13 protein-coding genes are annotated in these 22219 nt (G+C 68.0%); 10 read left to right on the forward strand and 3 right to left on the reverse strand.

Translation table 11 applies throughout. The features are described from left to right. Positions 1 to 46: 46 nt before the first annotated feature. Entirely contained in the window at positions 47 to 412 is a 366-nt protein-coding gene (locus tag AB0N90_RS06950; protein WP_365193486.1) for a hypothetical protein, read from the forward strand. 235 nt (positions 413 to 647) lie between these two features. Continuing rightward, positions 648 to 2585, forward strand: coding sequence for an acyl-CoA dehydrogenase family protein (locus AB0N90_RS06955; protein WP_365193488.1), 1938 nt, complete (start codon positions 648 to 650; stop codon positions 2583 to 2585). A gap of 19 nt (positions 2586 to 2604) precedes the next feature. Here AB0N90_RS06955 and AB0N90_RS06960 read toward each other — a convergent pair whose 3' ends face one another. After that, the gene (locus tag AB0N90_RS06960; protein WP_086810316.1) at positions 2605 to 3063 is read right to left on the reverse strand and encodes a lamin tail domain-containing protein; all 459 of its coding nucleotides are present in this window, start codon (positions 3061 to 3063) and stop codon (positions 2605 to 2607) included. A gap of 157 nt (positions 3064 to 3220) precedes the next feature. On the opposite strand from AB0N90_RS06960, the gene dxr reads away from it, so the two are divergent. The 3 genes from dxr (at position 3221) to ispG (ending at position 7141) form a co-directional block, all read left to right on the forward strand. Beyond that, on the forward strand, positions 3221 to 4492 hold the full coding sequence (gene dxr, locus AB0N90_RS06965) for a 1-deoxy-D-xylulose-5-phosphate reductoisomerase (protein WP_085566815.1): 1272 nt from the start codon (positions 3221 to 3223) through the stop codon (positions 4490 to 4492). Further along, positions 4489 to 5790 carry an RIP metalloprotease gene (locus AB0N90_RS06970; protein ID WP_085566816.1) on the forward strand — a complete coding sequence of 434 codons (1302 nt, stop codon included), beginning with the start codon at positions 4489 to 4491 and terminating at the stop codon, positions 5788 to 5790. Before dxr ends, AB0N90_RS06970 begins: the two co-directional genes overlap by 4 nt. 193 nt (positions 5791 to 5983) lie before the next feature. Further along, positions 5984 to 7141: a flavodoxin-dependent (E)-4-hydroxy-3-methylbut-2-enyl-diphosphate synthase gene (gene ispG, locus AB0N90_RS06975; protein WP_085566817.1), complete on the forward strand. Its 1158-nt coding sequence runs from the start codon at positions 5984 to 5986 to the stop codon at positions 7139 to 7141. Between the two features lie 23 nt (positions 7142 to 7164). On the opposite strand, the gene AB0N90_RS06980 is transcribed toward ispG, so the two are convergent. Continuing rightward, a complete protein-coding gene (locus AB0N90_RS06980; protein WP_232986539.1) occupies positions 7165 to 7584 on the reverse strand; it encodes an ATP-binding protein in 420 nt (139 codons plus the stop codon). A 135-nt stretch (positions 7585 to 7719) separates the two neighbouring features. Between AB0N90_RS06980 and AB0N90_RS06985 the strand changes: the two genes are divergently transcribed. Together AB0N90_RS06985 and AB0N90_RS06990 are read left to right on the forward strand one after the other, a co-directional pair. Then, positions 7720 to 8559, forward strand: coding sequence for a helix-turn-helix transcriptional regulator (locus AB0N90_RS06985; protein WP_365193493.1), 840 nt, complete (start codon positions 7720 to 7722; stop codon positions 8557 to 8559). Continuing rightward, positions 8556 to 8813 (forward strand): DUF397 domain-containing protein, encoded by a 258-nt coding sequence (locus AB0N90_RS06990; RefSeq protein WP_365193495.1) that lies wholly within the window; start codon positions 8556 to 8558, stop codon positions 8811 to 8813. The genes AB0N90_RS06985 and AB0N90_RS06990 overlap by 4 nt, the downstream gene beginning before the upstream one ends. A gap of 51 nt (positions 8814 to 8864) precedes the next feature. Here AB0N90_RS06990 and AB0N90_RS06995 read toward each other — a convergent pair whose 3' ends face one another. Next, complete coding sequence (locus AB0N90_RS06995; RefSeq protein WP_365193498.1) at positions 8865 to 13763, reverse strand: LamG-like jellyroll fold domain-containing protein; 4899 nt, start codon at positions 13761 to 13763, stop codon at positions 8865 to 8867. A 420-nt stretch (positions 13764 to 14183) separates the two neighbouring features. Here AB0N90_RS06995 and AB0N90_RS07000 point away from each other — a divergent pair, with 420 nt between their 5' ends. From AB0N90_RS07000 to AB0N90_RS07010, 3 genes are all read left to right on the forward strand, one after another. Further along, the gene (locus tag AB0N90_RS07000) at positions 14184 to 21110 is read left to right on the forward strand and encodes an RHS repeat-associated core domain-containing protein (RefSeq protein WP_365193500.1); all 6927 of its coding nucleotides are present in this window, start codon (positions 14184 to 14186) and stop codon (positions 21108 to 21110) included. A gap of 390 nt (positions 21111 to 21500) precedes the next feature. Further along, the gene (locus tag AB0N90_RS07005; protein WP_365193624.1) at positions 21501 to 21695 is read left to right on the forward strand and encodes a NucA/NucB deoxyribonuclease domain-containing protein; all 195 of its coding nucleotides are present in this window, start codon (positions 21501 to 21503) and stop codon (positions 21693 to 21695) included. After that, positions 21695 to 22207, forward strand: a complete 513-nt coding sequence (locus tag AB0N90_RS07010; protein ID WP_365193502.1) for a hypothetical protein — start codon at positions 21695 to 21697, stop codon at positions 22205 to 22207. Before AB0N90_RS07005 ends, AB0N90_RS07010 begins: the two co-directional genes overlap by 1 nt. Positions 22208 to 22219: the final 12 nt, after the last annotated feature.

A 22219-nucleotide genomic window follows, 5' to 3' on the forward strand; every position in this document is an offset into this window, starting at 1 on the left:
GCCGTCCGCATTCGCGGGCCGTCGACTTTTTCTTCAAGGGATTTTCGTGAACCTCGACTTCGGTGCTGAGCCCCTCTTTTCCTGGTACGTCGTCCTGCTCTTCATCAGCGGCGCCGCGATGCTGATTCTTGGTGTCATCAACGCCAGTGGTCTCAGCAAGGGTTGGCGGGTGTTCAACGTGATCGCCGGTCTCGGGTTCATGGGCTACGGCATCTACCTCGGGTTCATCTTCCAGGGGGGCACGTACATCGTCTTCTTCAAGGCGTTCATCCTGCCCATCATGGTCATCGTCAACTTCTTCCGGTCGCTCTCGCGCCGGAAGGCGACGCCCGCCCCGCAGCCCATGGCCGCTCCCCAGCCCATGGGCGCCCCCGTCCCGCAGCCCGCGCCTGCTCCGGAGCGCACTGTCTGACGTACGGACGGGAGACGGGCCGTGCCACCGGACGCAGATCCGATGGCACGGCCCGTTTTTGCTGATCAACCGTGTGTGAGACGCAGACCGGATGAGTCCTGCCGCCTGCCACCCGACCGGCTCAAGGCCCCGCGCGAGGGGTGGCGCCCGGCGTCCGATTCGGGTACCAACGACCCAGTAGCACCGGTCGGTAGCCACCAGTCCCGGCCGTCCCCCTTCGCGGCGAGGTGATCCCATGTCCGCCCCCACCGAGAACCGCAGCACCGTCACCGAGCGTGAGGCCCGCCAGGTCGCGGAGGCCGCGCGGGAGCGGGACTGGCACAAGCCCAGTTTTGCCAAGGAGCTGTTCCTGGGGCGGTTCCGGCTCGATCTGGTGCATCCGCATCCGATGCCCGCCGAGGAGTCCGTACGGCGCGGTGAGGAGTTCCTGGCCAAGCTGCGGGCCTTCTGCGAGGCGGAGATCGACTCGGCGCGGATCGAGCGGGAGGCGCGCATACCCGACGAGGTCGTGGCGGGGCTGAAGGAACTCGGCGCCCTCGGGATGAAGATCGACCCGAAGTACGGCGGTCTCGGCCTCAGCCAGCTGTACTACAACAAGGCCCTCGCCCTGGTCGGCTCCGTGAGCCCCGCCGTCGGCGCCCTGCTCTCCGCGCACCAGTCGATCGGCGTCCCCCAGCCGCTGAAGATGTTCGGCACGGAGGAGCAGAAGGAGGCATTTCTGCCGCGGTGTGCGCGTACCGACATCTCCGCCTTCCTGCTCACCGAGCCCGATGTCGGGTCCGACCCGGCGCGGCTGGCCACCACGGCCGTACCGGACGGGGACGAGTATGTCCTCGACGGGGTGAAGCTGTGGACGACCAACGGCGTCGTCGCCGATCTGCTCGTCGTCATGGCGCGGGTGCCGAAGTCTGAGGGGCACAAGGGCGGCATCACCGCGTTCGTCGTGGAGGCGGGCTCCGAGGGCATCACCGTCGAGCACCGCAACGCCTTCATGGGGCTGCGCGGCATCGAGAACGGCGTGACCCGCTTCCACCGGGTGCGGGTGCCGGCCGGACACCGAATAGGCCCCGAGGGCGCCGGTCTGAAGATCGCGCTCACCACCCTCAACACCGGCCGCCTCTCGCTGCCCGCGATGTGCGCCGGTGCCGGTAAATGGTGTCTGAAAATCGCCCGTGAATGGTCGGCGGAGCGCGAGCAGTGGGGCAAGCCCCTCGCGCTGCACGAAGCCGTCGGCGCGAAGATCAGCTTCATCGCGGCGACCACCTTCGCCCTGGAAGCGGTGCTCGACCTGTCGTCTCAGATGGCCGACGAGGACCGCAACGACATCCGCATCGAGGCCGCCCTCGCCAAGCTCTACGGCTCCGAGATGGCCTGGCGGATGGCCGACGAGCTGGTCCAGATCCGGGGCGGGCGCGGCTATGAGACGGCCGAGTCGCTCAAGGCGCGCGGCGAACGCGCCGTCCCCGCCGAGCAGATGCTGCGCGATCTGCGCATCAACCGGATCTTCGAGGGCTCCACGGAGATCATGCATCTGCTGATCGCCCGCGAGGCCGTGGACGCCCACCTCTCCGTCGCCGGTGACCTCATCGATCCGGCCAAGTCCCTGCCTCAGAAGGCGAAAGCGGGTGCGCAGGCCGGGGTCTTCTACGCCAAGTGGCTGCCGAGGCTGGTCGCGGGACCGGGTCAACTGCCGTCGTCGTACGCCGAGTTCCGGCACGGTGTCGACCTGTCCACCCATCTGCGCTACATCGAGCGCACCTCCCGCAGGCTGGCCCGTGCCACCTTCTACGGCATGTCCCGCTGGCAGGGCCGGATGGAGACCAAGCAGGGCTTCCTCGGGCGGATCGTCGACGTCGGCGCCGAGTTGTTCGCGATGAGCGCGGCCTGCGTACGGGCCGAGCGGCTGCGCACCCGCGACGAGCACGGCCGGGAGGCGTACCAGCTCGCCGACGCCTTCTGCCGCCAGTCCCGTATCCGCGTCGAGGAGCTGTTCGGGCGGCTGTGGACCAACACCGACGACCTCGACCGCAAGGTCGTCAAGGGCGTCCTCGGCGGCGCCTACACCTGGCTGGAGGAGGGCATCGTGGACCCGTCGGAGGAGGGGCCCTGGATCGCCGACGCGACCCCCGGGCCCTCGACACACGAGAACGCCCGGCGGCCGTACGGCGGCTAGCGGTACCCGGTCAGAAGTGTCAGCAGTACTTGTCGCTGGGGTCCCGCGTCGTCCAGGAGCAGGACCAGACCTTCGCGCCGCTCGCCTTCGTCAGCGTGGCCGTGTCCTTGTCGTTGTTCCAGACGTAGGCGCGGCGGCCCTGGTACCTGTCCGACGTGGTGGCCTTGCCGGAGCCGGTGTGGATCTTCAGGTACTTCCCGGCGCCGATCTTGATGTTCGGGAAGACGTACCGGTGGTTCGAGGCGTCCTTGAGCACCCAGCCCTTGAGCGAGACCGCCGAGCCGCCGGTGTTCTTGATCTGCACCCACTCGCCGTTCAGGCTCGTGTTCGAGCGGTTGTCCGAGCCCGGACTGTCGAACCAGACGTGGTAGATCTTCACACCCCCGGCGGCCTGGGCCGGGGTGTTGAGCAGGGTGCCGGTGAGCAGGGCCGCACCGGCGAGGGCGGGCAGGGCGGCGCGCAGCCGTATGGTCCGCATGAAGAGATCCCCCCCAAGGGAAACAGAAGCGAAGACTGAAGTGCTATCACAGGATCTTCACTCTTACTTCTCATTCGGACACACTTCCTGAGGGGACACACGTTCCCCAGGGGGACACCCTGTCCGGGCCGTCACCGCTTGCGGCCACAATGGGGGGATGACCGACAGCCCTGCCCGTCCGGCACCCCTCGCCGACCCCCACCTCGTCTACGACCCCCTCGCCGGCGACGGCCCCAAGGACGTGGTGGTCCTCGGCTCCACCGGATCCATCGGCACCCAGGCCATCGACCTCGTGCTGCGCAACCCCGACCGCTTCCGCGTCACCGCGCTGTCCGCCAACGGCGGCCGGGTCGCCCTCCTCGCCGAGCAGGCGCACCGGCTGCGGGTACGCACCGTCTCGGTCGCCCGCGAGGACGCCGTACCGGCCCTGCGCGAGGCGCTCGCCGCCGCGTACGGCCCGGGCGAGCCGCTGCCCGAGATCCTCGCCGGACCGCAGGCGGCCACCGAGCTGGCCGCGTCCGACTGCCACACCGTGCTGAACGGCATCACCGGCTCCATCGGCCTCGCGCCGACCCTCGCCGCCCTGGAGGCGGGCCGCACCCTCGCGCTCGCCAACAAGGAGTCGCTGATCGTCGGCGGCCCGCTGGTCACCGCGCTGGCCAAGCCCGGCCAGATCATCCCGGTCGACTCCGAGCACGCCGCCCTCTTCCAGGCCCTCGCCGCCGGCACCCGCGCCGATGTGCGCAAGCTGGTCGTCACCGCCTCCGGCGGCCCCTTCCGCGGCCGCAGCAAGGCGGACCTCGCGAACGTCACCGTCCAGGACGCCCTCGCCCACCCCACCTGGGCGATGGGCCCGGTGATCACGGTCAACTCCGCGACCCTGGTCAACAAGGGCCTGGAGGTCATCGAGGCGCACCTGCTGTACGACATCCCGTTCGACCGCATCGAGGTGGTCGTGCACCCGCAGTCGTACGTCCACTCGATGGTCGAGTTCTCCGACGGCTCGACGATCGCCCAGGCCACGCCGCCCGACATGCGGGGCCCGATCGCCATCGGTCTCGGCTGGCCCGAACGGGTTCCGGACGCCGCGCCCGCCTTCGACTGGAGCAAGGCGTCCACCTGGGAGTTCTTCCCGCTGGACAACGACGCCTTCCCCTCGGTGAATCTGGCCCGGCATGTCGGAGAGCTCGCGGGGACGGCTCCGGCGGTGTTCAATGCCGCCAACGAGGAGTGCGTCGAGGCTTTCCTGAACGGCGCGCTGCCCTTCAACGGGATCATGGAGACCGTCACCCGGGTCGTCGAGGAACACGGCACACCGGAAACGGGAACTTCGCTCACGGTGTCGGACGTCCTCGAAGCGGAGACCTGGGCGCGGACCCGGGCCCGTGAGATCACAGCCAAGACGGCGACCGCGGAGGCGCGTGCATGACGACCTTGATGTTCATCCTCGGCATAGTGGTCTTCGCGTTCGGTCTGCTCGTCTCGATCGCGTGGCACGAGCTGGGGCACCTGTCGACGGCCAAACTCTTCGGCATCCGCGTCCCGCAGTACATGGTCGGCTTCGGCCCCACCGTGTGGTCGCGCAAGAAGGGCGACACCGAGTACGGCATCAAGGCGGTCCCGCTCGGCGGCTACATCCGCATGATCGGCATGTTCCCGCCGGACAACGCGGGCCGGATCTCCGCCCGTTCCACCTCACCGTGGCGCGGGATGATCGAGGACGCCCGCTCGGCGGCCTACGAGGAGCTCCAGCCCGGCGACGAGACGCGCATGTTCTACACGCGCAAGCCGTGGAAGCGCGTCATCGTCATGTTCGCGGGCCCGTTCATGAACCTGGTGCTCGCCATCGCCCTGTTCCTCGTCGCGCTGATGGGCTTCGGCATCCAGAAGGAAACCACCCACGTGGAGTCCGTCTCGCCCTGCGTCATCGCGCAGAGCCAGCACCGCGACAGCTGCAAGAAGTCCGACCCGGCGTCCCCCGCGGCCAAGGCCGGCGTGAAGGCGGGCGACCGGATCGTCTCCTTCGACGGCCACCCGACCAAGGACTGGAACACGCTTTCGGACCTCATCCGGGCCGACGCGGGCAAGAGCGTCGCGATCGTGGTCGACCGCAAGGGCGAGCAGGTGACCCTGCACGCCACGATCGCCACCAACGAGGTCGCCAAGAAGGACTCCAGCGGCAACTACGTCGAGGGCACCGTGAAGGCCGGCTTCCTCGGCTTCAGCCCCGCCACCGGCGTGCAGAAGCAGGGCTTCGGCGACTCGGTGACCTGGATGGGCGACCGGGTCGGCGACGCCGTCGACTCCCTCGCCGCCCTGCCCGGCAAGATCCCGGCCCTGTGGGACGCGGCCTTCGACAACGCCCCGCGCCAGCCGGACTCCCCGATGGGCATCGTCGGCGCGGCCCGCATCACCGGCGACATCGCCACCCTGGACATCCCCGCCTCCCAGCAGGTGGCGATGTTCGTGATGCTGCTCGCCGGCTTCAACCTCTCGCTGTTCCTGTTCAACATGCTCCCGCTGCTCCCGCTCGACGGCGGCCACATCGCCGGCGCCCTGTGGGAGGCGCTGCGGCGCAACCTGGCCCGGGTGCTGCGCCGCCCGGACCCGGGCCCCTTCGACGTGGCCAAGCTGATGCCGGTGGCGTACGTGGTGGCCGGGATCTTCGTCTGCTTCACCGTCCTGGTGCTGATCGCGGACGTGGTGAACCCGGTGAAAATCTCCTAGCCATCCGGCGTTCATGGCGGCCCGGGACCCTGGGGTTCCGGGCCGCTTCCCGTGCGGCGTCCGGACGCCCCCCAATGAGGGGGTTTCCCGGGTGGGATGTGCCCGCGCACGCGCCGGTGCCGTAATCTCGGATGCCGGAGCCCGCCGTAGCACGGGGCCGGATCTTGATCCACGACTTGGGGTTGCACAGCAGATGACTGCGATTTCTCTCGGCATGCCGTCCGTACCGACCAAGCTCGCCGAGCGCCGCAAGAGCCGGCAGATCCAGGTCGGAAGCGTGGCGGTCGGCGGAGACGCGCCCGTATCGGTCCAGTCGATGACCACGACCCGCACGTCCGACATCGGCGCCACCCTCCAGCAGATCGCCGAGCTGACCGCCTCCGGCTGCCAGATCGTCCGCGTGGCCTGCCCCACCCAGGACGATGCCGACGCGCTCGCCACCATCGCGCGCAAGTCCCAGCTCCCGGTGATCGCGGACATCCACTTCCAGCCCAAGTACGTCTTCGCCGCCATCGAGGCCGGCTGCGCCGCGGTCCGCGTGAACCCGGGCAACATCAAGAAGTTCGACGACCAGGTCAAGGAGATCGCCCAGGTCGCCAAGGAGCACGGCACCCCGATCCGCATCGGCGTGAACGCGGGCTCGCTGGACCGCCGCCTGCTCCAGAAGTACGGCAAGGCCACCCCGGAGGCGCTGGTCGAGAGCGCCCTGTGGGAAGCCTCCCTCTTCGAGGAGCACGACTTCCGCGACATCAAGATCTCGGTCAAGCACAACGACCCGGTCGTCATGATCGAGGCGTACCGCCAGCTCGCCGCGCAGTGCGACTATCCCCTGCACCTCGGCGTCACCGAGGCCGGCCCCGCCTTCCAGGGCACCATCAAGTCGGCCGTCGCCTTCGGCGCGCTGCTCTCCGAGGGCATCGGCGACACCATCCGCGTCTCCCTCTCGGCCCCGCCGGTCGAGGAGGTCAAGGTCGGCACCCAGATCCTGGAGTCCCTGAACCTGCGCCAGCGCGGCCTGGAGATCGTCTCCTGCCCGTCCTGCGGCCGCGCCCAGGTCGACGTCTACAAGCTCGCCGAAGAGGTCACCGCGGGCCTCACCGGCATGGACGTCCCGCTCCGCGTCGCCGTCATGGGCTGCGTCGTCAACGGCCCCGGCGAGGCCCGCGAGGCCGACCTGGGCGTCGCCTCCGGCAACGGCAAGGGCCAGATCTTCGTCAAGGGCGAGGTCATCAAGACCGTCCCCGAGTCCAAGATCGTGGAGACCCTCATCGAGGAGGCCATGAAGCTGGCCGAGAAGATGCAGGACGAGGGCGTGGAGTCCGGCGAGCCCTCGGTCTCCGTCGCGGGCTGACCCGTACGACATCATGAGTCCCGTCACCCCTCGGTGGCGGGACTCAGCCGTACCTCCGCCCACACGGTCTTACCGGGCTGCCGCGGCGCCACCCCCCACTTGTCCGCGAGCGCCTCCACCAGGATCAGCCCCCGCCCGCCCTCCCCGCTCGGAGCCCGCCGCTCGGGTAGCCGCTCGGTCAGCGTGTCCGAGACCTCCAGGCGTACGACGTCCTCACCCCCGGCGAGCCGCAGATGGAAGTCCCGCCCGGGTACGCGCCCATGCTGTACGGCGTTGGCCGCGAACTCGGCCGAGATCAGCGTGACGGCCTCGTTGACCCGGCTGTCGTACGGGTGCCCCCACTCGTCCAGCCGCAACGACACCAGCCGCCGGGCGAGCCGCGCGCCGCGCGGGGTGGAGGTGAAGCGCATGGCGAATTCCTGGGTGGAGATTTCTGATTTCACGCGGTTACGGTCCCGCACGCTCAGTAGCGTTGAACAGCGGCCGCACCAGGACCACCAGGCGTTGTACAAGGGCGAGGTGCCGCTGTACACGAGCGCACCGTGACCGAGGGTGGCGCACAGGCATTGGGGGTGTACATGAGCGAGGAAGCACAGGAAGAGCAGGATGGCCAGGAAGCAACGGGCTCGGGCATTCCACTCGTCTTCGGGCGGGTGTTGAAGCGGCTGCGCGTCCAAGCGGGCATGGAGCGGGCCGAGTTGGGCCGCCGTACGGGTTACTCGGCCGCGACGATCACGTCGTACGAGGTGGGCAGGCGGATCCCGAACGCGAAGTTCATTCGGCAGGCGGATGGGGTGCTGGACGCGGGCGGGATACTGATCGACTTCATCGAGGACATGGAGAGGGCACAGTATCCGGCGACGTTTCAGGACGCGGCGAAGCTGGAGAGAGAAGCGGTCGGGCTGCACGTGTACGACGCGCTGGTGTTCAACGGCCTGTTGCAGACGGAGGAGTATGCGCGGGCCGTGTTCACGATGTGGCGGCCTCTGCTGGACCAAGAGACGATCGAACAGCGAGTCGTCGCGCGGCTGGCTCGACAAGAGATCTTCGAGCGGAAGTCCACGCCAACCATCAGCTTCGTGTTGGAGGAGTCCCTTCTGTACAAGCGTCTGGGTGGACTGCAGGTTACGCGGGGCCAGTTGGAGCAGATCCTGCTCATCGGGCAACGGCGTAACGTGGAGATCCAGGTCCTGCCGAACGACCGGGAGGAGCACGTGGCGCTGTTTGGTACCTTCACCTTGATTGACACGGCGAAGGGGCGCAGGTTCGCCTACGCGGACGCTCACAAGGGCAGCCGCCTCTACTCCGACGCTCAGACGGTCAGGGAGATGGAGGAGCGGTACGGCATCCTGCGTGCACAGGCCCTGACCCCACGACATTCGCTGGCCCTCGTAGAGAAGGTGCTTGGAGAGACATGAACGTCACAAAGCCGTCGGACCTGACCTGGTTCAAGAGCAGCTACAGCACCGGCGATGGCGGACAGTGCCTCGAAGTCGCCCTCACCTGGCACAAGTCGAGCTACAGCAGTGGCGGTGGCGGCGAGTGCGTCGAGATCGCCACCTGCCCCACCACCATCCACATCCGCGACTCCAAGCAGCCCCCCACCACCGCCCCCACCCTCTCCGTCCCGACCACCGCGTGGCAGGCGTTCCTGGGGCTCGTACAGGCCTGAGAGGACTACGACGGCGGGGGCGCGACGTGTGATCCGTCGCGCCCCTTCCTGTCAGGGGATCTGGTCGTAGAGGGCCGTCACCTGGTCGGTGTCGAGGGTGTAGTTCCAGGCTTGGACGTCGCTGACCGTGCCGGGGAGGTAGTCGGAGACGGCGCCGTTGTATTTGGCGCTGCCGACGGTGAAGGGTCCGGTCGAGGCCCACGGTGTGACGCCCGTGACGGTCGCGGCGAGGCTGCCGTTGACGTACAGGCGGCCGGTGTCCGTGGTGGCGTCGAAGGTGCCCACCAGGTGGGTCCAGGTGCCCGCGGTGGCTCCTGAGACGTAGGCGATCTTGTTGGTCGGGCCGGCGGTGTCGGTCTGGGTGAAGTGCAGGGACCAGCCGGGTGTGCCGGTGTGGGCGGTGTCGTACTTCAGGTAGAAGGGGCTGTTCTGGTCGCCCGGCTGGGAGGCGACGGTCGCGTTGCGGGTGGGCAGCGAGGAGAGGTTCACCCAGGCGGAGACGGAATAGCTGCCGGTGGTGTCGAGGACCTGGCCCGGGGCGGTGGCGTCGGCCGTGGTGCCGTCAAGGGTGAGGGACTCGCCCCGGGTGGCGTCGTCGGTCCAGGTGGTGGTGCCGTTCAGGGTGAGGGGGCTGCTGCCCACGCTGTAGTCGTCGACGGTGGACGGGGTGTCGGTGCGGGCGGTGTCGGCGGCCTGGACGGAGTCGGGGCCGTCGTCGAGGGCCCAGGTGTCGTGCGGGGAGAGGATCGAGTTCACCTCGGCCGCGTATCCGGCGTTGGTCAGGTTGACGTGGTCACCGGTGTCGGCCTTCGCGCTGAGCTTCTCCTCGCCCGTGGTCGCGTCGGTGACCGCTACGGCGCCGTCGAAATCGGCGTAGTAGACGAGCGGGATGCTGGGGTCCCAGGGGTTGTACTGGCTGTCGAGCCAGGCGTTGACGTCCTGGCGGCCGGAGTCGATGTCCGTCGTGCAGGGGTCGTTGGGGGTGGCGCCGTCACCGGCGTAGCCCTCGCAGGGGGTGAGGGAGGCGAGGGTGGAGGTGATGCCCCAGCCCTGGAGCTGCTGGATGAGGGCCGTGTATCCGTTGGCCTCCAGGTCGTCGCTGCCGGTGCCCGCGAGGAGGTCTTCCAGGCCTTCGGTGACGACGACGTTGTCGACGCCGGGCTGGTCGAGGATGTCGCGGTCGATGCGGGAGAGGACCGACGGGCCGCCGATGGCCTTGCCCTGGTAGGTCTGGGGGTTGTCGGTCATCAGGCTGTTGGACTCGATGCCTTCGGCGATGGTGCCGTAGGGGCTCGGAGTGGTGGGCTCGGCGGCGGCCAGGGCGTCGGAGACGCGGCTGCCGTTGGTGACGGGGTGGGTGTTCGGCTGGAATGCGTCGACGAGACCGTCACCGAGGACGGCCTGGGTGGGGGTGCCGGAGGAGGTGATGTCGAGGTTGGTGACCAGGTCGGTGTACCAGCCCTGCCATTGCTGCGCGAAGGGGGTGCCGGTGGTGTCGGTCGTCTTGTCGCCGGCCCCGGTGGCCGTCAGGTACTCGTAGGCGTTGTTCGCGAAGGAGTGCTGGACGAGGTACGGGACGTCATTGCTGAGCTGGTAGGAGACCAGCAGGTACTGGCCCGCGGTGACGGGGAAGGTCAGCGGGTCGCTGTAGACGGATCCGCCCGCGGGGACGGTCACGCTCTGGCTACCGCCGAATTTCAGCGTGGTGGGGGTGCCGGTGGGCAGCGGGGAAGGCGTGCCCGATCCGGAGTCGGTGGCGACGGTGGCGTGACCGATGGACAACTTGCTGGTGCCGAGCGCATTGTCCAGCTTGACCCGCAGGGTGCTGCCGGACAGTGAAGGCTTCAGGGCGATGCGGAAGGTCTGATTGGAGAAGTCGCCGCCCTGGAAGTTGTACTGACCCTCGGTGGGGTTGGCCCAGGCGCCGGTCCAGGACTGGCCGGAGGGGGCCGCCGCCGCGGTGCCGTTGGCCTCCGGGGTGGAGTGCGTGGTGTCGCGGGTGGCCATGGAGAAGATGTGCAGCGTCTGAGTGTGGTTGCCGGCCCGCTCGCTCACGTCCGGCAGGGTCACCGAGGCCACGGTCTTCGACGGGTCGAGGGGGACCGAGAAGGCGTAGAGGTTGCGGGCGCCGGCCTTGGTGGTGGTGGCGGTGTTCACATGGGGCAGGGTGACCGCGGCGATGCTGGTGTCGGCATTCGTCCAGTCGGGCACGGTCAGGTAGTACGCCTTGGTGGAGCCGTCGGTGTACGTGATGGTGCCCTGGGCCGGGCATGCGCCCTGCGGATCGGTGCCGTCGAAGCAGTAGGTGCCGCTGACCCGCATACCCGCGGGTGTGTAGGGCGCGGTCTGCTCGCCGTTGATGGCCCCGGGGGTGGCGATACTGGTGTAGCCCGAAGTGGCCAGGAATTCCAGGGCGTTGCCGGAGGCGCTGAACGGGATGGTCTGGTTCGCGGCGAGGATGTTGTCGGGCTTTCCGGCGCCGAAGGACGGCAGTTGGAAGGTGGCGCCGTCGACGGTGACCTTCCCGCCGCTGGCCCAGCCGGCGTTGGTCAGATCGGTGGCCGAGAAGCTGTTGCCGTCGCCGTCGAGGTTGCCCTGTGCGGGAGTGGAGTCGGAGCTGATGCCGACATTGTCGTAGCAGTCGGCCAGGCTGGTGCAGTTGGCGTGCGGGTAGTCGCCCTTGTCGCCGGTGGCCAGGAACGAGTAGCCCGTCGTACCGGAGTCGTCGCCCGCGGCGTCGGCCGCGTAGACCCACAGTGTGTGGGGGCCGGGAGAGGGGGGAGTGACCGTGACCGTGGCGGAGGTGCCGGAGGTGATCTTCTTGACCTCGGCGGCCGGGGGGTTGCTGGTGGCCGGCGGCACGTCGAGGGAGTAGACGAACTCGGTGGGGGTGCTGCCCCCGCTGCCGGTCAGGGTGAAGTCGCCCGCGGTTCCGGCGGTGGACACGGCGCCGCCGCCATTGTCCGTGTCCGGGTACTTGCCGTCCGCGGAAGCAACCGTGGGGGCATCCGGCGCGGTCGGTTCGGCGGTGAAGTGGCAGGTGGGGGACTGGGCGAAGGTGGTGGTCGCCTTGCCGTCGGTGACCTGGGCCTGCCAGTCGACGGTGGTGCCGTCGGTCAGTGAATCGACGAAAGCGGCGGGCAGGCCGAAGGACGCGGTGGAGCCGCTGGAGACGTTGTCGCCGCTCTTGCCGGTGGCCTTGGTGCTCGACCCGTCGACCCAGTACTGGAAGGTGGCCTGGAGCTTGTCGCCGTCCTTGTCGGACACCTTCGTCCGCAGCACCGGCGGGGTGCTCGCCAGGGTCTTGCCCATGAACGGGTACGGCGCGGTGGTGTCGCAGGCGGCGATGTTGGACCCGGACGCGGCCGACATGCCCGAGGCGCTGGGGACGGTGGGCGTGGTGTCGTACTCGATCTGGAGGGCCGGGTTGTGGGAGAAGCGGGAGAAGCCGCCGCTGAGGTGGCTGCTCTCGGCGCTGTCCTCGGCCAGCGTCGCGGTGAACGACGTCGAATGCCCGGAGGCGGCGCTCTTGATCGGGGTGAGCACGCTCAGGCCCTTCGACACATTGCCCTGTGACGGGCACAGATCGGGGTTCCAGGCGCGCCCGAACGCGGCGGAGGTGGAGTAGCTGTTGTACTTGGGGCGGTTGCTCCAGTCGGTGCCCGAGCCGAGGCCGCCGGAGGCGTGCAGGTTGACGGTGTAGTCACCCGAGCAGGAGGCGGAATAGACCTCGGTGGCCTCGACGGTGGCGCTGTTGATCGTGGCCCCGAAGATGGTCGACGACAGCTTCCACTGGTAGACGGCGTGTTCGCTGCCCTTGCCGCAGGTGCCCTCGGGCCAGGCGTTGTAGCCGACGCCGAGGCGTCCGCCGTCCGCGTCGGAGCCCGAGTCGTTGTAGAACTTGCTGTTCGGGCAGCCCTGCTTGACCTCGTCGTACGCGGGAGCCGACGGGTCGTAGGGGTGCCAGTTGAACGTGGGGTCGATGTAGACCGGGTAGACCGTCGAACGCGCCGAGAGCAGACGGGTGTCCGGCTTGAGCGCGAGGCGGGAGGAGGTGGCGCTCGTGCGGACGGGCGCGACGCGTGCCGCCAGGCCCGGGTGAGCGGTGTCGGAGGGGTCCGCCGCGACCTTCGCCGAGCCTGCCTTCCGGGACACGGCCGCGGGAAGCTTGGTGTTGGAGTCCCACATCTGCGGACTGGCGGCTGTCATGAGTTCCCGGCCGTGCCGGTCACGCACAGTCAGCCCCGCGCCCTCGTCGGCCGCGAGCCTGCCACCGCTCACCGAGGTCGCGAGTTCGAGGTCGCGCACGGCCGAATTCTTCGCGGCCGCAAAGGACTTGACGACCAGGGTGTCGGTGAAGCCACCGCTCGCCGTGGCGGTGAGCACCAGATCGACGGAGGGGAAGACCGAACGGTACGTGGCCGTCGTGCCGTTGACGATCGGGACCGGAAGGGGCTTGGGCCACTTGACGGTCATGGTGACGCCGTCGTAACGGCTGGTGACCAGGGGGGTGGTGCCGCCGCCGGAGAAGGAGACACTGCCGTACGCGGTCGCCTTTGGACTCCATGAGCCCGAAGTCGTCCTGCGCAGACCGGTGTTCACCGCGACCCAGTGGTTGTTCTGCCGGGTCCGGACGGGGTCGGGAGTGGCGGTGAGCGCGAAGCCTCCGCCCGGCTGCGCCGCGACCTGCTGCACGGGTGTGGTCAGCGCGTTCACCACGACCGGCTTGCCCGAGGACCGCGCCTGCTCCGCCGCGGCCTGCATGGCCTGCTGCTCATCGCCCGTCGGACCGTAACCGTCGGACATGACCGGGGTGTCGGGGGAGGCCGGGGGCTGGTTCGTGACCGGGGCGGGCTGTCCGGACGAGTAGTTCGCCGTGCTCCCGGAGACGTCCGACGGTACGGCGGCGACCGCGGGTACCGCCGGGGTGGCGAGGGCCGCTGCGAGCACGGTGCCCACAACGGCGGCTTTCGAGAGGGGTGTCGGGCGAGGTCTTTCACGTCTGCGGCGGCCTGCGTGCCAGTGCGTCACGGCATCTCCTGTGGGTCACGACCCGGAGATCACCGGGCCGCGTCGACGCTAAAGCACACGAACCTGCAAACCGGTGGGGGAAGTTGACGAGAGGAGATGGTTCGGCCTTGTTGTGGCCAAAATGTGCATGCCATGTGCAGGCAAATAGTTGGTCAGTCCTTAGTTGTGAACGTTGAGTGCACAGCGTCAACTGATACTTACTGTTCCGGTTCATGATCGTCGAAGTGAGGGCGGGGCACCGTGGTACCGGGTGGGCGTAGGCGCAGACGTGGCAGAGCCGGCCGGCTCTTCGCCGGATGGTCCAGACGTGTAACGCCATATACCTGGGCCGCCGCCCTCGTGACCGTCCTCGCCCTGTGCGCCGGGCTGTTGCAGGCCGGTGCGCTGCCCGCGGCCGCGGCTTCGGGGAAGCGGCCGACCCCGCAGCAGACCAAGCCCGTGCCGGTCGAGCGGCTGCGCTCGCACTACCCACGGCCGAAGAAGATGCCGGCCTTCCACCCCGGAAAGGTCTCCTGGCCCTCCGGCTCCGCCACCGCCTCTGCGGACCGGTCGACGCCCGTGCGCGCGGGCTCGCTCCCCGTCTGGCTGGGACCCGCGGCCCACCGCACCCGGACCAGGAACGCCACGGCCGGACAGCAGGCTCCGACGAGTGTCGATGTCCGGGTCGAGTCCCGGGCCGTTGCAAAGGCCGCCGGTGTCGACGGCGTCGTCCTCAGCCTGAGCCGGACCAAGGACGCCACCCGGAAGGCCGACGCCGGGCTGACCGTGGACACCAGCGCGTTCGCCGACGCCTTCGGCGCCGACTGGGCCTCCCGCCTCCACCTCGTCTCGCTTCCCGCCTGCGCGCTGACCACGCCCACGAAGGCGGCCTGCCGCACGCAGACCCCGGTCGCGTCCAGCGACGACGCCAAGGCGCACAAGCTCACCGGTGATGTCACCCTGGCGGCGGCAACCACCGTACCCACGAAGGCAGTTGACGGAGCCACCGCGGCGAAGGGCGCGGCCGCCAAGCCCAACGCCACGGCAGCGCGGGCCACCACCCTGATCGCCGCGGTCTCCGCTCCCGCCGGCGGCGGCGGCGACTTCTCGGCGACCTCCCTCAACCCGTCCAGCCAGTGGCAGGCGGGCGGCAGCTCGGACGCCTTCACCTGGGCCTACCCGGTCTCCGTACCGAGCGTCCCCGGCGGCCTGAAGCCGACCGTCTCCCTCGGCTACAACTCCCAGTCCCAGGACGGCCTGACCTCCTCGACCAACAACCAGGCGTCGGTGATCGGCGACGGCTTCGACTACAGCCCCGGCTTCATCGAACGCTCCTACCAGTCCTGCGACCAGAACCCCGCAGGCACCACGAAGACCAACGACAACTGCTGGTCGGACGAGAACACGCTCACCATGTCCCTGGGCGGCTCGGCCTCCCCGCTGGTCAAGGACGACGCGACCGGTGACTGGCATCCGCAGAACGACGCCGGTGAGCGCGTCCAGCTGAAGACCGGCGCGCCCAACGGCGACAACGACGGCGAGTACTGGGTCGTCACCACCGACGACGGCACGCAGTACTACTTCGGGCTCGACCAACTGCCCGGCTACGCCTCCGGGGACACCGCCACCGACTCCGTGTGGACCGAGCCGGTCTACGCCACCGCCTCGGGTCAGCCCTGCTACAACGCCACCTTCGCCGACTCCTGGTGCCAGCAGGCCTACCGGTGGAACCTCGACTACGTCGTCGACACCCACAAGGACGCCCTGTCCTACTGGTACGCCAAGGACACGGCCTACTACGCGCGGGACAAGGGGACCACGGCCAACACCCCCTACACCCGCGACGGCTACCTGACCAAGATCACTTACGGCCAGCGGGACGGCTCGGTCTACTCCACCTCGCCCGCCGCCCAGGTGCTGTTCACGGTGAAGGGACGCTGCGACACCTCCACCACGGGCTGCGACACCTCCACCCTCTCCACCTCGACGGCGAGCAACTGGCCGGACGTCCCCTACGACCTCTACTGCGCACAGAACGCCACCTGCTCCGTCACCTCGCCGACCTTCTGGTCCGAGGAGGAACTGACCGGCATCCAGACCCAGGTGCTGGAAGGGACCACGGAGACGAACGTCGACTCCTTCGCCCTGACGCACACCTTCCCCGCGACCGGGGACGCGACCACCCCGGCGCTGTGGCTGTCGTCGATCACCCGCACCGGCCAGGACACCGGCGGCGGAGGGCCCACCACCCCGGTGAGCATGCCGCCCCTCACCCTCACCGGCACGCCGCTGTCCAACCGCGTCGACGTGACCGACGGCTATCCGCCCATCACCCGGCAGCGGCTGAACACCATCACCACCGAGACCGGCGAGACGATCGACGTCGCCTACTCCTCGGCGGCCTGCGGCTCGGCCACACCCAGCGACGACAGCACCAACGCGAAGCTGTGCTACCCCGCCTACTGGGTCCCCACCGGACAGACCGACCCGGTCAAGGACTACTTCAACAAGTACATCGTCACGGGTGTCACCCAGCAGGACCCCACCCTCAAGGACGCCGACGGCAAACCGCTCGGCATCAACGACACCATCGCCACGCACTACACCCCGGTCGGGACGCCCGCCTGGCACTACGACGACAACTCGCTCACCCCGGACAAGCAGCGCACCTGGAACCAGTTCCGCGGCTTCGCGGGCATGAAGGTGACCGTCGGCACGGCACCCGACCCGGTGACCGAGACCGACTACACCTACTTCCGCGGCATGGACGGCGACACCCTGCCCAGCGGCGGCACCCGTTCGGCCACGGTCACCGACAGCCGGGGCGATCCCGCGGTCAAGGACCTGAACCAGTACGCGGGCATGCCGTACGAGACCGTCCAGTACGACGGAAGCGGCAGCGGCAAGGTCGTCGGCGACACCGTCACCGACCCGTGGACCTCCGCCGCACAGGCCACCCAGAAGCTCGGTGGCGGCCTCCCCGACAGCCAGGCCTTCCTCACCGGCCAGAGCGAGGAGCGGGTCTACACCCCGCTCGCCGACGGCTCCACCCGTGAGACCGAGACCGACTACACGCACGACGACCGGGGCCGCATCACCAAGACCGACGACCTCGGCGACGTCTCCACCGCCGACGACGACCAGTGCGCCACCGTCACCTACGACGACAACACCGGCGCCTGGATCTTCGACAAGCCGGACGAGAACGTCACCGTCTCGGTCGACTGCGACAAGACGCCCACCGTCCCCGACGACGTGGTCTCCGACACCCGTACCTTCTACGACGGCTCCACCACCTTCGGCGCGGCACCGTCGGCGGGCGACGTCACGATGACGCAGAACGCGTCCTCGTACACCGGCAGCACGCCCACCTACACCACCATGTCGACGGTCACGAAGGTCGACGCGTACGGCCGGGCCCTGAGCACGACCGACGCGGACAACCGCACGACCACCACCGCGTACACTCCGGCCACGGGCGCCGAGCCCACCCAGGTCAAGACGACCGACCCGATGAGCCTGGCCACCACGACCAGCTTCGACCCGGCCCGCGGCCTGACCCTCCAGACCACCGACCCGGCCGGCTACGTCACCAAGCACCAGTACGACGCTCTCGGCCGCGCCACCGCCGACTTCAAGCCGGGCATCACGTCCGCCTACGACAAGTACAGCTACTCGATCTCGAACAGCGCACCCTCCGTGGTGACGACACAGACCCTTGACGACGACCAGTCGTACCGCAGCAGCGAAACGATCTACGACGCGATGCTGCGGCAGTTCGAGACGCAGTCGGCGACCATGGACGGCGGGGTCGACGTCACCGACACCGTCTACAACACCGACGGCCTCAAGGCCAAGGTGACCGATCCCTATTACGCGAAGCTCGCGCTCTCCCCGACGCCGGTCCTGGCCCAGGACGGTGACGTACCGTCCGAGACCGGCTACCTCTACGACGGCGCGGGGCGTCAGACCGCGGCGGTCTCGTACAAGCTGGGCACCGAGACCTGGCGCACCACCACCGGCTACGGCGGCGACGTCACGACGACCGTCCCGCCCAAGGGCGCCACCGCCGAGTCCGTGTTCACCGACGCCCGCGGCAACACCAGTGACCTGCGCCAGTACCACACGGGCGTCACCCCGGACCCGACGGACACCGACACGTCCGACTACTCCGACACGACCTACCACTACGACCCGAGCGGCAACCGGACCGGGGAGAAGGACGCGGCGGGCAACTCCTGGTCCTGGACCTACGACCTGCTCGGCAACCAGACCAAGGCCACCGACCCGGACACCGGCACCACCGACTCCACCTACGACAACGCCGGCCAGCTGCTCACCGTGACCGACGCCCGCGGCAAGCAGACCACCTATCAGTACGACCTCGACGGCCGGAAGAAGGCCACCTACGACACCACCGGCGGCGCCGCGCCCGCCGCGGGCAACCAGACCGCCGCGTGGACGTACGACACCCTGAAGAAGGGCCTGCCGACCGCGTCCACGTCGTACCAGAAGGGCACCACCAGCCCCTCGGTCACCGACACCGTCCTCAGCTACAACACCCTGGGCCTGCCCGGCACCCAGCGCGAGACCCTCGCCAACCTGCCCGCCAACGAGGCGGCCCTGGCACCCTCCGCCGGCTACGTCACCACCACCGGCTACACCGCCGTCGCGGGCCTGGAAGCTTCCCGGAGCTACCCCGCCATCGGTTCCCTGGCCGGTGAGAACGTCACCTACGGCTACGACAAGTACGGCGAGCCGACCAGCGCCGCGGGCGCCTACGGCACGGGCAACAACTGGACCTATGTACAAGCGGTCGGCTACGACGAGCTCGGCAAACCGCTTCAGTACACGATGGGCGGCGGCGCCAACTCCGTCTACGACACGCTGGGTTACGACCAGCAGACCCAGCGGCTCACCGACACCAAGACCACCGACCTCGCCTCGTCCACGGTGATCGACGACACCGGCTACTCCTACGGGAGCAGCGATCCCGCCACCGGCGGTGTCTCGGCCGGTGCCGGGCTGGTCACCTCGACCACGGACAAGCAGAACGGCGGCGCGACCACCGACACCCAGTGCTACACGTACGACTACGCCACCCGCCTCGCCCAGGCCTGGACCGCCACCGACCAGTGCGCCAAGTCCCCGAGCCCGGGTGACAGTTCCACCGTCGGCGGCCCGCAGCCCTACTGGCAGTCCTGGACCTACGACGCGGCCGGCGACCGCAAGACCCAGACCGACCACGACACCGCGGGCAACACCGCGGACGACACGACCACCACGTACGACTACCCGGCTCAGGGCTCGGGCTCCGACCAGCCGCACACCCTGACCAAGACGACCGCGACCGGGCCCGGAGCGACGGCACGGACGGAGAGCCTGACCTACGACGACTCCGGCAACGAGGCCACCGTCACCAGCCAGGCCGGCACCCAGACCATGAGCTGGGACGACCAGGGCGACCTCGCGTCCGTCTCCGACACCGCCACCGGCGGCACCACCAGCTACCTCTACGACACCGACGGCAACCTCGTCCTGCGCGCCGACCCCGGACAGGCCACCCTCTTCGTCGACGGCGACCAGATCGTGGAGAACACCTCCACGCAGGCCATCAGCGGCACCCGCTACATCACCCTGGGCGGCACCACCGTCGCCGAGCACTCCAGCAACGGCGACATCCAGTACCTCATCCCGGACCGGCAGGGCACCGACACCCTCGCCGTCGACTACCTGACCTACGCGGTCACCCGCCGCGCCTACCTGCCCTTCGGCCAGGACCGCGGCACCCCGCCCTCGAACTGGCCCGGCGACGACGGCTACATCGGCGGCACCCCCGACACGTCAACCGGCCTGGAGAACCTCGGCGCCCGCGAGTACGACCCCAGCACCGGTCGCTTCATCTCCGCCGACCCCGTCCTGGAGACCACGTCTCCCACCCAGCTCGGCGGCTACGACTACGCCGGCAACGACCCCGTCACCAACTCCGACCCCACCGGCCAGATGCTCGTCGACCCGCAGTTCGGGTCGTTCGGCAACGCGCATGTGCTCCAGGACTGGATGCACGACGAGGGCTACACCGACAGCCACGGCAAATCCACGCAGAAGTACCAGAACTATCTCAGCGACTACAACCGGGACTGGGACGCCTACTACTACCAGGCGACGCATCCGCAGCCGAAGCCCAAGAAGAAGTCGTCCGGCATCAGCTGGACTTCCTATCTCAAGAAGGCCGCCAGCGTCGCCTACGACTACTCGGGCGCGAAGGACGTAGTCGGCTGCGCCACGAACCCCACCCTCAGCGGATGTGTCAAGGCAGGAACACTCGTCCTCGGTTTCGTCGCCACCGGTGGTGAGGACGAACTCGAAGTAGCAGCGCTGGAAGCGGCTGAGGACGACGGGGCGTCCGTCGCCGAGAGAGTGGGGGAGGCGTGTGAGGAAGAGGCGGAGGTTCCCCACAGCTTCATCGGCACCACCCCCGTCCTGAAAGCCGACGGCCACAGCGAGCCCATCAAGGACATCAAGCCCGGCGACAAGGTCGAAGCCACCGACCCCCAGACCGGAGTCACCGCCGCCCACACCGTCGAACGCGTCATCAAGACCACGACCGACCGCGACTTCACCAACCTCACGATCCGGCCCACCAAGCCCGGCAAGAACCAAGCCGGTGCTCACAGCGCGACCCTCACCACCACCTGGCACCACCCCTTCTGGGACGCCACCACAGGCCAGTGGGTCGAAGCCTCCCACCTCACCCGGGGAACCCACCTCCGCGAACCCGACGGCACCTACGCCGCTGTCACCAATGTCCGCAACTACCACAGCACCGCGGTCACCTACGACCTCACCATCGCCGGCCTGCATACGTACTATGTGCTGGCGGGCGCCACGCCGGTCCTGGTTCATAATTGTGGAAACGCTTCCGTTGACGAGCTTGCCGATGCAGCGACTGGGCCTTACAAGAAGGCCAAAATCGATACTCGTACCGGAAAAATCGCTCGCGGTCAAAGCAATGCTGGGAGGGCATTGCAGAAGCATGCGGACCCCAGTCGAGGGCCGGTTCATGCGAGTAAGTTCCCGACTCTTGCTTCGGATTCGGAGCGCACTGAAATGGGCGACAACATGGTCCTTGAGTTGCTGACCAATCCAGGTAGTACAGACACAGTGGGTTCTGCCTCGGCGCACTATGGAGGTACGGTTCGCGACATCTGGCATCCGGACGGTAGCTACGGTGCACGCTGGAGTATGCGCGGAGGCGGGCTCACATTCGAAGGGTTCCTCGGATGAGGGTAGTAGAGATCGCGGGACGTAAGTATCGCCTCTTCCTTGTGGCCAGCATTCATGAAGAGGTCAACTATGTGGAATGTCGAGCCATGGACACTGGGGATTGCGTCTGTGAGATCCGCATAGATGCTGCGGATGTCCTCTGCCTCATGCCGACACCGAGGGAGGTCGACGTGAACGTAGTGGCCGAAGCGATCGCTTACGCGAAAGACGTAGCGCGCCCTTCGGATGGTGTGTTGAGAAAGTAGGAGCTAGTTCGCCAAATTGCCAGAGAGCCCCACCGGCCAGAGCGTCGGCGGGGCTTTCTGATGTATTTGACGGCAACGCTGACGTGACGATCTGACCATCAACCGTGGTGGTGCGCGAGCAAACAGAAAAGCTTCCCTGAAGGGAATTCCAAAGGTTCCTGGAAAGCAGCTTGATGAATGCCCGCCGGCCATGTTCGAAGAAGGCGGTGCAGGGGCGAGTGTCAGAGCGATCGATGGTAGTGACAGTGGCGGAGCAGGTGCACGTATAGGCAACACGTTGCGTCCATATCCCGATGGGGCACGAGTAAAGATCGAAATCATCGACTCTAGGATTCCGTAATGGCAGTAGAAGAACTTATCGAGATCGCCTCGTCGGCGTTGGCGCCGCGCATGGTTGACTATGACAAGGTTCCCTCTCGTCTGCATCCGTTGCTCGATGTCAAAAATGGCTTTTATGCGTATGGAGAATCGGCGAATGGTCTGACATTCTTCGCAGAGGATGTTTTCGGATTTCAGTTTGCGGTTGATGACGAGAGGTTCTACATGTTTGATCCCGAGACGGCGGAACTGGATCCTGTTGCCGCCTCTTCGGGAGAGTGGGCTGACTGTATTCTCGAAGAGTTCGATGAACTCACAGGGTATTCGGTAGCGCATCTTTGGCAATCCTTGAATGGTCCCTTGAGGTGCGGATTTCGTTTGACTCCCGCCGTTCCGTTCTTCCTTGGTGGGGAATTTAAGGCGGAAGCGTTGAAGGAGAAGCGAGATCTGGATGTGGCGCGTATGAGGGCTCACGTCTATACGCAGACCAAAGACCTTCCGGACGGTTCGCAAGTGAAGATCGCCTTGATCTGAGTCACGCAGAGA

The organism is Streptomyces sp. NPDC093018 (assembly GCF_040684035.1).
In the GTDB taxonomy this organism is placed as follows: Bacteria; Actinomycetota; Actinomycetes; order Streptomycetales; family Streptomycetaceae; genus Streptomyces; species Streptomyces murinus.